The sequence below is a fragment of the Candidatus Palauibacter australiensis genome, assembly GCA_026705295.1.
GTDB classification, from domain to species: Bacteria; Gemmatimonadota; Gemmatimonadetes; order Palauibacterales; family Palauibacteraceae; genus Palauibacter; species Palauibacter australiensis.
Map to the genome: position 1 here is coordinate 1 of JAPPBA010000023.1, position 13,678 is coordinate 13,678.

Genomic DNA, 13,678 nt, shown 5'->3' on the forward strand with positions numbered 1-13,678 from the left:
AGGGACTCGAACCCCCAACCGCCGGTTTTGGAGACCGGTGCTCTACCAATTGAGCTACGCCCCTCTGCCGCTTCCCGCGAACCGGCCGTCGGCGGCCCGTGGCAAATGGCTGGGGGCGGAGTCGAACCGCCGACACCGGCGTTTTCAGCGCCGTGCTCTACCGCCTGAGCTACCCAGCCCTTTGGCAGCCCGTGGCAAAGGCCCGGCTGCACTCCGGGGGTGGGATTCGAACCCACGACCTAGTGGTTAACAGCCACCCGCTCTGGCCACTGAGCTACCCCGGATCGTACCCCGATCCCGCAAAAAAGGGATCGGAGAGCAAAACGCCTCGCCCCGCAGCTTTGCGAGGCGAGGCGAGAGATAGCGGGGGCAGGATTCGAACCTGCGACCTTCGGGTTATGAGCCCGACGAGCTACCAGACTGCTCCACCCCGCAGCGCGACCCGCAGGATACAAACGCATCGGAAAAGTGTCAACCTGCCGTGGCCGATCCGCCGCCCCACCCGCGCGGGTCCGGTCCGCCCGACAGTCGCCCCGTATCCGGGTCGATTCCGACCGCGTGGAGTTGCGCGACGAAGGCGTCGTTCGCGACCTCCAGACCGCGTCCCTCCAGCTCCTCTTTCAAGTGATGGTACAGCTGCGGCTCCAGCTCGAGCAGGTGGTCCTCCCAGTGCCAGCGCGGGACGGAGACGGCTTCGAGCGCCGACATGCGGAAGTCGACCGTGTTGCTGATCGTGTGCTGGACGGCGCCCAGGATCCGCGTGCCACCGGCCGCGCCCGTCACCAGGATGGGCTGACCATCCCGGAGCACGATGGCGGGCGAGATCCCCGTGATGCGCGCCTTTCCGGGTGCGATGCTGTTGGGCCGTCCGGCCACCGGGTTGAACTGGAACATGCAGTTGTTCCACGTGAAGCCGAGGCCTTCGGTCACGACCCCCGAGGCGGATCCCAGCGTGTGCGTGAGCGCGACGCAGTTCCCGGCCCGGTCCGCGGTCGAGAGGTGCGTCGTGTCGGGCCCCTCCGGCGGCTCCTCCACGACATCGGGCGGGAGTTCGCGCCGGTCGATGAAGTCCCTCAGTTCGGCGGCGCGGTCTTTCGACACGAGGATGTCCGTCGGGTCGTCGATGAACTTCGGGTCGCCGTGGTACCGGCGCCGGTCGATGAAGGAGAGGATCTGGGCGCGGCCCAGGAGTTCGACGTGCTCCGCCTTCCCGTGTTCGAGACCCGGCACGTCGTATCCCTCGAGGAGGTTCAGGATCTCGATGACCTGGGCGCCGCTGCCCGGCAGGGCGTTCGAGAACACGTCGTGTCCGCGGTACGTGCCATGGACGGGATCGTAGACATCGGGCGTGTACGCCTCGAGGTCGGCCATCGTGAGGAGGCCCCCGTTGCGCTCGAAGTCCGCCGCGATGCGCTCGGCGATCTCGCCACGGTAGACCACGTCGGCACCGCCCTCGGCGATGAGTTCGAGCGTGCGGCCGTAGTCCCGCTGCACGAGCCGTTCCCCGGCCCGCCACGGCACGCCGCCGTTGAGGAAGATGCGCGCGGAGGCATCGGTGGTCCGAACCTTGGTGAAGAACGGAACGACGCCCGAAGACGATTCCGTCCGCGTCGTGAAGCCGCGCGCCAGGGCGCCGGGGATCTCGAACCCGTCGTACGCGAGCCGGATCGCCGGCTCGACCAGTTCCGCCCACGGTCGGGTCCCGAAGCGGCTCCACGCCTCCCACAAGCCGGCGATCGTGCCCGGGGTGACGACCGACTTGTAGCCGATCTGGTTGATGTCGCCGCGCACCTTCCAGCGGTCCGCGTGTCCGTAGATCCGCCCCTCGAGCGCGCTGCGGTAGATGTCAGGCGTGGCCCGACGCCCCGCGCGCCCGTGGAAGTCGATGGACGTGGCGCGCCGCGTGCTCGCCTCGTACACGACCATGCAGCCGAAGCCGCCCACGCCCGCCGAGAACGGCGTCGTGATGAACTGCGCGAACGCCGTCGCAACGGCCGCGTCGATCGCGTTGCCGCCGCGCCTCAGGGCTCCGACCCCGGCCTCGACGGCGATCGGCCCGCGCGCGACGACGATCCCGCCACCGGCGTCCCGCGCCCCGTCCGATGCGCTCGCGGTCCTCTCCTCACCACCCGGACTACACGCACCGAGCGAACCTGCCGCGACCGCGCCCACGCCAGCCGCCGCCGTCGCGATGAAGGCCCTTCGTGACTGCCCGTCTGCAGGCCGGACATCGTTTCGGTCGGTCTTCACGTCACGGCTCCTTGTTGGCGGCGCCCCGTGGCGGCGCCAGGTGGCGGCGTTTCGCCGCGGGCTGTTAAGGTTCGCCCATCAGCGTGGCGCAGGACGCGCGGCACGCGGCCAAACCCGATGATGGCCGATCCCGATTGAAGATATACACGAAAGGTGGGGACGGAGGGGAGACCGGTCTCCTCGGCGGCGCACGCGTCCCCAAGGACGACGCGCGGGTCGCGGCATACGGCACGGTCGACGAACTCAACGCCGCGGTCGGGGTGGCGCTCGCCCTCGACCCGCAGGGCGCGACGCTCGGCGAATCCGGGCCGGCGCTCAGGGCCGTTCAGGAGGACCTGTTCACGATCGGGGCCCGCCTCGCCGCCGCCAACCCCGACCGGTTGCTGCGGAAGGGCACGATTTCCGCGCTCGCCGCCGACCGGATCGACGCGCTCGAGGCCTGGATCGACGCGCTGGACGCCGAGCTTCCCGCGCTCGACGCCTTCGTTCTGCCCGGCGGGTCGCCCCTCGCCGCCCAGTTGCACATCGCGCGCACCGTCTGTCGGCGGGCGGAGCGGGGCGTCACCGCTCTCCTCGATGAGCACCCGGACCTCGCCGAAGTCGTCGTCCCCTACATCAACCGTCTCTCCGACCTGCTGTTCACCCTCGCCCGGGCCGCGAACCGGCGCGCCGGTCGCGAGGACGCCATGTGGCTGCCGCAGCGGCAGCGGGATGAAGCGGGATGACGGCTGGCGCAGAAGACGCGATGGAGACCGTGACGCGCACCCCGTTTCGACTCACGCCGCCGGGCGCGGAACTCCGCGGCGACTACTGGTCGACCGCTGCTCCCGCCAACGACGCCTCTCCCGCGGAAGACGTTTCCCCCTCGAGCGACGCGGCGATCGTCGTCTGCCACGGCTTCAAGGGGTTCAAGGACTGGGGGTTCTTCCCCCATCTCTGCGCACGACTCGCGGAGCGGACCGGGATCCCCGTCGTCTCCTTCAACTTCGACGGCTCCGGCGTGCGCGACTCGGACTTCGATGACCTGGAGGCCTTCAGCCACAACACCTTCTCCCGCGAACTGTGGGACCTGGAGGTCATCCTCGATGGGCTCGCGGCCGGCCGCCTTGGAGACATCGAGGTCGCCCACGCCACGCGCTTCGGCCTGCTCGGACACAGCCGGGGCGGCGCCACCTGCATCCTGAAGGCGGGTCTGCGGTCCCAGGTCCGGGCCCTCGTCACGTGGGCCTCGATCTCCTCGGTCACGCGCTACGAGAGCTTCGCCGACCGATGGGACGCCGGGGAAACCGTGATCATCCCCAACGCGCGCACGAAGCAGGACATGCCGCTCGAGCGGAACGTGCTCGACGACATGCGCGCGAACCGGGAGCGCCTCGACGTGCTCGCCAGCGCCGCGAGCCTGCGGATTCCGGTCACCGTGGTACACGGGGCGGCCGACGAGTCCGTGCCCTTCAGCGACGCCTGGCGGATCGCCGACGCGGTGGGAGACCTTGCGCGGCTCGTCGGGGTAGAAGGGGGTACGCATACGTTCCAGGCCGGACACCCGTTCGCGGGCACGACGCCGGAGCTTGAAGAGGCGATCGACGCCTCGGTCGAACTGTTCACGCGCGCACTGAAACGAGACGAATGACTCAAAGTCTGTGGATCGAGGGGCGAAGATCGAGACTCGCGGCGGCGACGGCGGCCGTCCTGGCCGCCGGACTCGTGGCCGGGGGCTGCCGCTTCGAGCGGCTGGACAGTAACGGCGCTCCGGTGGCGGACGAGGGGCCCGACCTCGCCGAGCAGGTCGCCTCCCTGCTCGACCGGCAGGCGGCAGCCTGGAACGCAGGCGATCTCGAGGATTTCATGAGCGCCTACTCCCCATCTCCGACGACGACCTACATCGGATCGACGGGGCTCATCGAGGGCTTCGACGGGATCCGGGAGCGATACGCCCCGGGGTTCGCGCAGGGCGCGGCGCGCGACAGCCTCCGCTTCGAGGGCCTGCGGGTCCGGGAAGTGGATGAGCGGGTCGGCGTCGCGACGGCGCGCTACGTCCTCGAACGCGAGGGGACGGTCACGTCGACGGGGCCGTTCACACTCGTCCTGCTGAACGTGGAAGGGGCCTGGCTCATCGTCCACGACCAGTCGGCCGAAGACGGCGGAGGCTGACGCCGGATGCGAACCTTCGACTACGTCATCGTGGGGGGCGGCCTCGCGGCGGTCTCGGCCGTGGACGGGATCCGCGACATCGACCGCAAGGGCTCGATCGCCATGTTCGCGGAGGAGCCGGACCCTCCCTATCACCGGCCTCCCCTGTCCAAGGAGTTCCTGCAGGCGGAAGGGGCGCCGCGTGATCTGCTGCACGTGAAGCCCGCACGCTGGTTCGAGGAGCGGGCGGACGGACTCACGCTGTTCACGGACGCGCCGGTGAAGCGTCTGCACGCTCGCGCCATGACTGTCCATACGGCCGAGGGTGACGCGATTCGAGGCGGCCGCATTCTGATCGCCACGGGAGGGCGGGCGAAGCGGCTCGAGGTTCCGGGAAGCCACCTTGCGGGTGTGGCAACCCTCCGCACCGCGTCCGACTCCGAGCAACTGCGCGAGATGGCCCGCGGCGCCTCGCGCGTCGTGCTCGTCGGCGCCGGCTTCATCGGGATGGAACTGGCCTCATCGCTGTCGAAGTTCGACGTCGATGCAATCGTCGTCGAGGTGGAGCCGCGGGTCTGGACTCGGGTCTTCCCCGAGGCGATCGCGGGGTTCCTCCGCCGCTACTTCGAGGAGCGGGGCGTGCGCTTCATGATGGGGTCGAGCGTGGCCGCCTTCGAAGGTGAGGGACGCCTTGCGCGGGTCGTGCTCGACAGCGGCGAGGAAATCCCCGCCGACCTTGCGATCGTGGGCGTGGGGATGTCGCCGAACGATGAACTCGGTGCCGAGGCCGGCCTCGCGGTCCAGGACGGGATCGTCGTGGACGGGTTCGCGGAGACGACGGCCGCCCACATCTACGCGGCGGGCGACGTGGCCCGCTTCCCGGACCCCCTGGTGGGCGGACTCTCGCGCCTCGAACACTGGGACCACGCCCGCGCCCACGGGCGCCACGCGGGCCGCAACATGGCCGGCGCCAGGGAGGCCTTCGACCACCTTTCCTATTTCTTCACGCACGTGTTCGATCTCAGTATCAACGTGTTCGGAGAGACGGCCGAAGTGGACCGCACGATCGTCTCCGGCGAACTCGGCTCCGGCCGCTCGATCGTGTACTGCGTGACGGACAACCGGCTCACCGGCACCATCCTCATCAACGCAACCGGCGCGATGGAGGACTGCCGGGCGCTGGTGCGCGCGCGTCCGACGGTGGAGGATCTGTTGAAGGAATTCGAGAAGCCGGGCGTGCGGCCGGGCGAGTTGGTCGGTTAGGCGAGTTGGTCGGATAGGGGCTGGGGCGAGGAAAACCGTCGAAAGGTGACGAAACAGATGGAATCGAAGGATACGAGGGACCCGATGGACGGCATGGGCTCGGCCGACGACGTGACGCCCGAGATCGAGGAGAAGGTGCGAACCGCGCTTCGCGCCGTGACGGATCCCGAACTCGGCATCAACATCGTGGATCTCGGGCTCGTGTACGATGTCGAGGTCGAGGGGAGCGAGGCGAAGGTCACGATGACGCTGACGAGCCCCGGCTGCCCCGCGGGCGGTCAGATTCTCGGGGGCGCGAAGGACGCGGCGGAGACGGTGGACGGGGTGGATGAGGCGGTCGTAAGCCTCGTGTGGAAGCCGTTCTGGACCCCGGAGAGGATCGACCCGGCCGTGCGGGCGATGATGGGCTTCTGACGGTGTCCGGATTCTGATGATGTTCGGGTTCTGATGATGTTCGGGTTCTGACCGTGCTTCTGCGGCTGTTCCTGCTGTTCACGATCGTTCCGGTCGTCGAACTCGCGCTCCTCATTCAAGTCGGAGGTCTGCTCGGACTCGGCCCCACGCTTCTCCTCGTCATGGGGACGGGGTTCGCCGGCGCCTGGCTTGCGCGGCGCGAAGGTCTGCGGGGCTGGCTGGCCGTCCGCGACGAACTCCAGGGCGGCCAGCTTCCGGGCGAATCGCTCGTCCATGCGCTCCTGATCCTCGTCGCGGGCATCGTGCTTATCACTCCAGGTGTTATCACGGACATCGCCGGGATCCTGCTGCTCGTCCCGCCGGTGAGGCGGAGCCTCATCGCCCGGGTCCGGGACCGGCTGAGCGCCCAGATCGAGCGTGGCACGATCCAGGTGATGAGCGGATCCGGCGGCGGGTTCAGCGGCCTGTACGGCAACTTCGGCACGCGCCCCGGGACCGGCGGATCGGGTCGCGGCGGGAGGCCGCGGTCTTCGCGGCGGGAGATCATCATCGAGGAGGGCGAGCCGGACGGCGACTGACGCCCGGGACGGGACCCAAAGACTCTGGAGGTGCGGCAATGGAGCACGAGGACATCGAACGGGGTCGGGTGCTGACGCGGCGCGAAGCTCTCGCCGCCCTCGGTGTCGGCGGCGGGGCGCTGGCGGCGGGCCCGTGGATCCTCGGGACGGGCACCGACGTGGCCCTCGCCGCCCAGGCGAACGGGGTCGCGCGCGCCCTGCCGGCTTGTGTGGCGAAGCCCGAACAGACCGAAGGGCCGTTCTTCGTCGACGCGCGGCTCGAACGCGCGGACATCCGATCCGATCCGTCGACCGGAACAGTGAGCGAAGGCGTACCGCTGACGCTCCGGTTCAACCTCTCGCGAATCTCCCGGGGCGACTGCTCGGCGCTGCCGGGCGCGCTGATCGACGTGTGGCAGTGCGACGCCGACGGCGTGTACTCCGGCGTGGAGGACGAGGGAGCCCCCGAATCGGCCAGGGAACGGCACTTCCTCCGGGGCTATCAGCAGACGGACGATAGCGGCGTGGCCCGATTCACGACGATCTATCCGGGCTGGTACCGCGGGCGCGCCGTCCACGTGCACTTCAAGGTGCGCACCGACATCTCCGGGCAGCCGTACGAGTTCACCTCGCAGCTCTACTTCGACGAGGCACTCACGGACAGCGTGCACGCACAGGCGCCGTACGCGGCGCGCGGACAGCGCCCCGTGACCAACGCGGACGACGGCATCTTTCGCCGTGACGGCGGCGAGAGCCTGATGGCGCAGGTGAGCGAGACGGACCACGGATACGCCGCCACCTTCGACCTGGGCCTCGATCTCACCGATGCCGAGACCGGTCAGCCCGACGGCCCTGGTGGCAGACGCGGGAGAGCCGGGCGGCCCGGGTCGGACTGATGGTCGATCGCCCTGCGCGCGCGCCCGCCCGCCGGTGCTTGCAAGGCGGGGCGCCGGAATCGACCTTTCGAGCATGAAGAGCATGAAACAGCCCGTCGGCACGGTCGGCGCTGCCGTCGGCTTCGTGATCGCCCTCGGCGCGCTCGTGTCGGGCGAGGCACGGGCCGCCGGGCTGAGCGACGTCCCGGCTCCGGTGGGGGCGGCGCCGTGGGTCGGCGCGATACCCCGGGTCGGCGCCTGCCTCGTCACACCCGAAGTGGTTCCGCTTTCGGGCACGCAGAGCGCGCCCGGGAGCCGCGGGTCGATGACGCTCACGCAGCCCGGCTCACCGTTCGAGATCACCGTGGACGACGGCGGCTTCCAGACCTTCGACCTCGAGATCCAGGTCGACCGGCTGCGCCGCCGCGGCGGGGCGGTCTACGTCGCGTGGGCCGCGAAGCCCGAACTCGACGAGTGGGTGCAGCTCGGCACGCTCAGCGAGGAGAACCGGCTCACGGCGCGCGTCGCGTGGAACCAGTTCCTCGTGTTCGTGAGCGAGGAGGCGTCGGCCGACGTCGAGCGCTGGCAGGGGCCGATCGTGCTCACCGGCCTCTCCCCCTCAGGCCGGCTGCACACCATGGCCGGCCACGGCCCGTTCGAGGCCATGAACTGCCAACTCTACTTCTGAGTCGGCGATAGCGAGCCGGCCGGGACCGTGATGCCGCGCGGTACGAAGAGCAGACCGGGCGGGCGGGCGGCCCGTCGCCTTGCCGCCGGAGCGGCCATCCAGGCGCTGGTGTGGCTGCCCGGCGCACCGGCATCGGGGCAGGAGCACGCGGGCCACATGATGGCGACCGACAGCATGGGGGCCGTGTGGCGCATGCCGCCGCAGCCGATCCCGATGCCGATGATGCTTCCGGGCCTGATGGGCGCCGTCCCCGGGGTGACCCCGTACCTGCCCGACCCCGGGCACGATCCCGCGATGCTCCCGGAGGCGGTCTTCCGCGAGGTCGTAGAGGTGGCCGACGGCGACACGCTCCGCCTCGAGGCCGGGTTCGTCCGGCGCACGATCGGGATGCGGACCTTCACGATGTACGGCTTCAACGGGCAGTACCCCGGGCCCCTCATCCGCGTCCCGCAGGGCGCGGAGATCATCGTCCTGTTCACGAATCACATCGACCTGCCGACGGCCGTCCACTGGCACGGCCTGCGACTCGAGAACGAGTTCGATGGCGTGCCCGGCGTCACCCAGGACCCGGTCGAACCGGGCGAATCGTTCATGTACCGGGTCTATTTCCCCGACGCCGGCCTCTACTGGTATCACCCCCACCACCGCGAGGACATCCAGCAGGACCTCGGCCTGTACGGGAACATGCTCGTCGACGCGCCCGCCGCGGACTACTACGGCCCGGCGAACGGCGAGGACTTCCTCATGCTCGACGACCTGCTCATCGACGACGGAGGACTCTTCCCCTGGGGGCGCGAAGCTGCCGTGCAGACGCTGATGGGCCGCTTCGGGAACCAGTTGCTCGTGAACGGCGAGCCGCGCTGGGAGGCGACGGTCCGCCGCGGCGAGGTCCGCCGGCTCTACCTCACGAACGTCGCCAACACGCGCACCTTCAACCTCGTCCTCGAGGGCGCGGAGATGAAGCTGGTGGGCGCCGACGTGAGCAAGTTCGAGCGCGAGAGCTTCGTCTCGAACGTCGTCCTCGCCCCCGCCCAGCGGTACATCGTCGATGCGCGTTTCGACGAGCCCGGCACGTACGCGCTCCTCAATCCGATCCAGGCCATCGACCACTTCAACGGCCGCTTCTATCCGCAGACGGACACGCTCGGGATCGTCACCGTCCTCGACGAGCCGGTGGCGGAGGACCACGGGGATGCGTTCTCCGCCCTGCGGGAACACGCGGACGTCATCGAGGACATCGACCGTTACCGCGCCGAGTTCGACCGGCCCGTCGACCACGAACTCGAACTCACGGCTCGCGTGGGGGACCTGCCCAGCGACATCGTCGCCGTGATGGCGATCGACACGCTGTACTTCCCGCCCGTCGAATGGACGGACGCGATGCCGATGATGAACTACCTTTCGACGTCGGAGAACCTGACGTGGATCATGCGCGACACGCGCACGGGGAAGGAGAACGGGGACATCGACTGGCGCTTCACGGAGGGGGACATCCTCAAGATCCGTATCCACAACCAGCGCCGCTCGTTCCACCCCATGCAGCACCCGATCCACATCCACGGGCAGCGCTTCCTGATTCTCTCGAGGGACGGAGTGCCGTCGGACAATCTCGCCTGGAAGGACACGGTCGTGATCCCGGTCGGATCGACGTTCGACATCCTGCTCGAGGCCTCCAACTCTGGCCGATGGATGGCGCACTGCCATATTGCGGAGCACTTGGAGGCCGGCATGTCCATGCTGTTCACGGTGGACCCCGGCTAGCCGCTCGAAACGGAGGAAAGAATGAAGGTTGGAAATCGGACCCTGACACTCTCCGCGATCGCCGTGCTCGGCGCGGCGTTCGTCGCCCCGGCGGCGCTCGGCGCCCAGGCGATCGACGTCGTGGAGCGCGGAAGCCGGAATATGGAAGTGCTCGGACACGTCCCGCTCGGCCCGCGGCTCAGCATCGCGGACATGGACATCGAGCAGGAGATGCACCGGCCGTACGCGTACGTGGCGCGCATGCAGTACGGACCGGTCGGTCCGAAAGGGCTGGACATCGTCTCGATCGAGGATCCGGAGAACCCCGAGGTGCTGTACGAGTGGCGGATCGAGGACCAGGATCTCCACCAGCGCACCGGCGGGATGGACGTGAAGCACTTCAAGTGGGGCGACCGCTACTACGTCGTGCAGTCGCTCCAATTCGGCCAGGGCGGCCCGGACTCCGACATGGGGGCCGTCGTCCTCGACGTGACGGGACTGCCGGACGCCTCGACGGTGCGTGAGGTGGCCCGCATCAGGGAACCCGATCTCCCCGGCGGCTTCCACAACATCTTCATCTACAAGCACTCGAACATGAACGTGTATCTCGTCGCCACGGTGTCGGGACCGTACGCGGCCGTCTACGACCTCGGCGCCCTCGTCGACGGGGGCGGCGACGCGATGGTGGCGCAGATCCCAGTCCCGGATCAGGGGATGCAGGGGAACCGCCGGCGGGGATACCACGACTTCTATCTCGGCTATCACCCGGAAACGGGGACGGACCGCTTCTACGGCGGCGGCACCGGCGGCTACTACATCTACGACGTGACGAATCTCGACAACCCGGAGCTGCTGACGCAGATCGTCGGGGTCTCCGGCATTCGCAGCGGACACACCTTCACGCCTACGCCGGATGGCAACTTCGCGATCGCGGAGACGGAGTATCAGTACGCGCCGCTCAGGATCTTCGACCTCAGGCCCGGACTGAACGGCGAGGTGCCGGCGATCAACCGCCCGATCGCGGCGTGGACGGCGAACTGGAAGAACCTCGTGCACAACCACGAGGTGCGTTGGCCGCTCGTGTTCGTGTCCGGCTACCTGGACGGCCTCGTCGTGTTCAACATGATGGACCCGGAGAACCCGATCACGGTGGGCCACTACGACACGTACCTCGGGCCGCCGAACGTCGATCGGACGCCCGTGTTCAACGGAACGTTCGGGGTCGACATTCGGAACGAGGACGGGCTCATCGTGGTGAGCGACATGACGACGGGTCTGTGGACCTTCCGGATGGAGGGCTTCCAGGGGTGGAACGGCGACGACTGGGGCGTGCCGAACGTCTCCAGCGCCCAGGACTGGGACAACGGGCCCGCCGGAGCGGCCGGGCGCATCACGACGGACCAGCAGCAGGGCGACTGACGCCCGCGGCATGAGCACCCGGCCACGGCTCCTCGTGGTCGGGAGCCCCTCTCTGGACCTCCTGCACTACGGCGGCCGCTCCGTGCGGTCCGCCGGAGGCGCGGGACTCTACACGGCGCTCGCGGCGCAACGGGTCGGGGCCGAAGTCACGGTCGTCGCGCCGCGGCCGGATCCCATGCCGGCGGAACTCGAAGCGGCGGACCGCCTCCTCGACTGGCGCGGGCCGCCCGTCCCGCCCTCCGCGCTCCCCCACTTCGAGATCGAATACTTCCCCGACGGCCGGACCGTCTATCGCCAAGCGGTGCGCGGTTCCGAGGGGGACATCCGCTACGGCGACATCCCGGACGCCGGGCCGGGGGCCTTCGCCTACGTCGTACCGCTCCTCGACCCGGAACTGCAGCTGGGGTTCGCTCGGCGGCTGGCCAAGGCGGGCGTGCGGGTCGGGTGCGGGACGTACGCGCCGGGGATCCGGGCGCACCAGGAGGTCGTCGCGCGGGTGGTGGAGGCGTCCCACTACTTCTTCTGCAACGAGGAGGAAGCCGGTCTCCTCTTCGGGTCGCTCGATGACGTGGCGGTGCCGCCGGGGCGCGTGGTCTTCATCACCCGGGGACCGCGCGGGGCTCGTGTCGTCCTGGGCGACCACGCGATTGACGTTCCGGCCCCCGAGGTCGAGGAGGTGGATCCGACGGGGGCCGGCGACACCTTCTGCGGGACGGCGCTGGCCCGGCTCGCGGCCGGAGACCATCCCGCCATCGCGGCGCGCGTGGCGGCGGCCTGTGCCGCGCAGACGGTGACGGGCATCGGTCCGGCGCCCCTCCTCTCGGACGACCCCCCGGCGGCGGCGGCGCGGGATGTCCGGATCCGCCTCGACCGGGACCGTATTCGGCGCGTGGCCGGGGTCATTGCGACCGCCCCGGAGGCCGTAGCCTTCGACTTCACCGGCCCGGGTTTCCCCGAACCCGGCGATCCGGCCGCGCTCGATCTCTTTTTCGCCGGGACCGTCCAGCAGTTCGGTTTCTGGCACGAGCGGGCGGGCCGCTACGGGGAACCCATGATCGCCTCTCTGGGGGGGCGGCCCCTCAAGGGCAGCGACTACCTGTGGGCCGCCTACCTGCGCTGGGCCCGCGAGGCGCCGCACGAACTCACCCCGGCGGGCCAGGCCGTCCTCGGCGACGCGGACTTCGACCATCGCCTCCGAGACGACGGCGGACACAACCCACTCCCGGCCGGCGCCCTCCATCCGGCGTGCGCGCGGGCGTACGGCCGCGACATGCTCGGTCTCGGCCTGACGCCGGCGTCGCTCCTGGCCGAAGCCAACGCCGCGGAGCGGCCCCTCGCCCGCTTTCTCACGCGCCTCGATGCGGTCGGCGGCTACAAGGAAGATCCGTGGCGGAAGAAGTCCGCCCTCCTCGCCGCGATCCTCGGCCAGCGGCCGGAACGCTTCCTGCGGCTCAGGGAGGGGGAGGACGTGCCGCCGATCGTCGACTACCACTGCCAGCGCAGTTGCCTCCGGCTCGGTGTCGTCTCCGTGACCGACGAGACGCTGGCCGCGAGGCTCGCGAAGCGGGAGGTTGTGGGCGCGGAAGAGGAGGGGGCCGTGCGCGCCGCCTGCCACGAGGCAGTGGGTGAGATCCGGCGCCTGAGCGGGCGCTCCATGGGGGCCGTGGACTGGTTCTTCTTTCAGAACCGGACGCGTTGCCCGGAGATGACGGAACCGGACTGTGCGGCGTGCCCCGCGGACCCGGTCTGCGCGCACCGCACCCGACTCTTTCAGCCCGTGTTTCGCACGACCGCGTATTGAGGCCGGGAAAGTCCATGACGACCGACCACAGGAATCGGGAGAATCTCATGAGAAAGTTCGGAGCGACGTTGCTTCTCGCCGCGGCGATCCTCGTCACGCCCGCGTACGCCGCCGCACAGGATGACGCCGAAGCGGGGGCGGTCGCTGCCGTGCAGGCGTTGTTCGACGCCATGGCCGCCCGCGACGGCGATGCGATCCGCGGTCTGCTGACCGAAGGCGCCACCTTCGTGGCTGCGGCGGAGACTCCCGACGGGGTGCAGGTGCGGGAGAGCACTGGCGCCGAGTTCGCCGCCTCCATCGGCCAGCCGGGCCCCGCCCTGCTGGAACGGATGTGGGACCCGCACGTGATGATCGAGGGTCCGATCGCCGTCGTGTGGACGCCCTACGACTTCCACGTGGACGGCCAGTTCAGCCACTGCGGCATCGACGCGGTCAGCCTCGTGCAGACGGGAGACGGCTGGAAGATCTCGAGCATCGCCTACACCCGCGAAACCGAAGGCTGCGACCCGAGCCCGCTCGGCCCCCCGCCGGGCGACTGACG

The 13,678-nt window shown here is 69.7% G+C and carries 13 protein-coding genes and 3 tRNA genes; 12 read left to right on the forward strand and 4 right to left on the reverse strand.

All coding sequences use genetic code 11. The features are described from left to right. Positions 1-106 precede the first annotated feature (106 nt). The 4 genes from OXN85_01655 to ggt form a co-directional block, all read right to left on the reverse strand. Positions 107-179, reverse strand: a tRNA-Phe gene (locus OXN85_01655). A gap of 32 nt (positions 180-211) precedes the next feature. Beyond that, positions 212-284: transfer RNA gene (locus OXN85_01660), tRNA-Asn, on the reverse strand. A 77-nt stretch (positions 285-361) separates the two neighbouring features. Further along, positions 362-435 (reverse strand) — tRNA-Met (locus tag OXN85_01665). A gap of 36 nt (positions 436-471) precedes the next feature. Next, positions 472-2,250 (reverse strand): gamma-glutamyltransferase, encoded by a 1,779-nt coding sequence (ggt, locus tag OXN85_01670; GenBank protein MCY3598666.1) that lies wholly within the window; start codon positions 2,248-2,250, stop codon positions 472-474. Positions 2,251-2,384: 134 nt separating this feature from the next. Here ggt and OXN85_01675 point away from each other — a divergent pair, with 134 nt between their 5' ends. From OXN85_01675 to OXN85_01730, 12 genes are all read left to right on the forward strand, one after another. Next, complete coding sequence (locus OXN85_01675; GenBank protein MCY3598667.1) at positions 2,385-2,975, forward strand: cob(I)yrinic acid a,c-diamide adenosyltransferase; 591 nt, start codon at positions 2,385-2,387, stop codon at positions 2,973-2,975. After that, positions 2,972-3,880 carry a prolyl oligopeptidase family serine peptidase gene (locus tag OXN85_01680; protein MCY3598668.1) on the forward strand — a complete coding sequence of 303 codons (909 nt, stop codon included), beginning with the start codon at positions 2,972-2,974 and terminating at the stop codon, positions 3,878-3,880. Before OXN85_01675 ends, OXN85_01680 begins: the two co-directional genes overlap by 4 nt. Further along, positions 3,877-4,401 (forward strand): nuclear transport factor 2 family protein, encoded by a 525-nt coding sequence (locus tag OXN85_01685; protein ID MCY3598669.1) that lies wholly within the window; start codon positions 3,877-3,879, stop codon positions 4,399-4,401. Before OXN85_01680 ends, OXN85_01685 begins: the two co-directional genes overlap by 4 nt. A gap of 6 nt (positions 4,402-4,407) precedes the next feature. Continuing rightward, the gene (locus tag OXN85_01690; GenBank protein MCY3598670.1) at positions 4,408-5,643 is read left to right on the forward strand and encodes an FAD-dependent oxidoreductase; all 1,236 of its coding nucleotides are present in this window, start codon (positions 4,408-4,410) and stop codon (positions 5,641-5,643) included. Positions 5,644-5,688: 45 nt separating this feature from the next. Further along, positions 5,689-6,057 carry a metal-sulfur cluster assembly factor gene (locus OXN85_01695; GenBank protein ID MCY3598671.1) on the forward strand — a complete coding sequence of 123 codons (369 nt, stop codon included), beginning with the start codon at positions 5,689-5,691 and terminating at the stop codon, positions 6,055-6,057. A gap of 53 nt (positions 6,058-6,110) precedes the next feature. Then, positions 6,111-6,635 carry an FxsA family protein gene (locus OXN85_01700; protein MCY3598672.1) on the forward strand — a complete coding sequence of 175 codons (525 nt, stop codon included), beginning with the start codon at positions 6,111-6,113 and terminating at the stop codon, positions 6,633-6,635. A 38-nt stretch (positions 6,636-6,673) separates the two neighbouring features. Beyond that, entirely contained in the window at positions 6,674-7,510 is an 837-nt protein-coding gene (locus tag OXN85_01705; protein MCY3598673.1) for an intradiol ring-cleavage dioxygenase, read from the forward strand. Between the two features lie 82 nt (positions 7,511-7,592). Continuing rightward, positions 7,593-8,177 (forward strand): hypothetical protein, encoded by a 585-nt coding sequence (locus tag OXN85_01710; protein MCY3598674.1) that lies wholly within the window; start codon positions 7,593-7,595, stop codon positions 8,175-8,177. A gap of 30 nt (positions 8,178-8,207) precedes the next feature. Continuing rightward, on the forward strand, positions 8,208-9,938 hold the full coding sequence (locus tag OXN85_01715) for a multicopper oxidase family protein (protein MCY3598675.1): 1,731 nt from the start codon (positions 8,208-8,210) through the stop codon (positions 9,936-9,938). A 21-nt stretch (positions 9,939-9,959) separates the two neighbouring features. Then, positions 9,960-11,336: a hypothetical protein gene (locus OXN85_01720; GenBank protein MCY3598676.1), complete on the forward strand. Its 1,377-nt coding sequence runs from the start codon at positions 9,960-9,962 to the stop codon at positions 11,334-11,336. Between the two features lie 10 nt (positions 11,337-11,346). Further along, on the forward strand, positions 11,347-13,137 hold the full coding sequence (locus tag OXN85_01725) for a carbohydrate kinase family protein (protein MCY3598677.1): 1,791 nt from the start codon (positions 11,347-11,349) through the stop codon (positions 13,135-13,137). Positions 13,138-13,184: 47 nt separating this feature from the next. Further along, complete coding sequence (locus OXN85_01730; protein MCY3598678.1) at positions 13,185-13,676, forward strand: nuclear transport factor 2 family protein; 492 nt, start codon at positions 13,185-13,187, stop codon at positions 13,674-13,676. The last annotated feature ends 2 nt before the right edge of the window (positions 13,677-13,678 follow it).

What these genes read in the sequence shown, in the direction of transcription:
- OXN85_01715 (MCY3598675.1), top strand. Translation starts at nt 8,208, where the DNA reads ATGCCGCGCGGTACGAAGAGCAGACCGGGCGGGCGGGCGGCCCGTCGC.
- OXN85_01680 (MCY3598668.1), top strand. Translation starts at nt 2,972, where the DNA reads ATGACGGCTGGCGCAGAAGACGCGATGGAGACCGTGACGCGCACCCCG.
- OXN85_01705 (MCY3598673.1), top strand. Translation starts at nt 6,674, where the DNA reads ATGGAGCACGAGGACATCGAACGGGGTCGGGTGCTGACGCGGCGCGAA.
- OXN85_01685 (MCY3598669.1), top strand. Translation starts at nt 3,877, where the DNA reads ATGACTCAAAGTCTGTGGATCGAGGGGCGAAGATCGAGACTCGCGGCG.
- OXN85_01720 (MCY3598676.1), top strand. Translation starts at nt 9,960, where the DNA reads ATGAAGGTTGGAAATCGGACCCTGACACTCTCCGCGATCGCCGTGCTC.
- OXN85_01690 (MCY3598670.1), top strand. Translation starts at nt 4,408, where the DNA reads ATGCGAACCTTCGACTACGTCATCGTGGGGGGCGGCCTCGCGGCGGTC.
- OXN85_01710 (MCY3598674.1), top strand. Translation starts at nt 7,593, where the DNA reads ATGAAACAGCCCGTCGGCACGGTCGGCGCTGCCGTCGGCTTCGTGATC.
- OXN85_01730 (MCY3598678.1), top strand. Translation starts at nt 13,185, where the DNA reads ATGAGAAAGTTCGGAGCGACGTTGCTTCTCGCCGCGGCGATCCTCGTC.
- OXN85_01725 (MCY3598677.1), top strand. Translation starts at nt 11,347, where the DNA reads ATGAGCACCCGGCCACGGCTCCTCGTGGTCGGGAGCCCCTCTCTGGAC.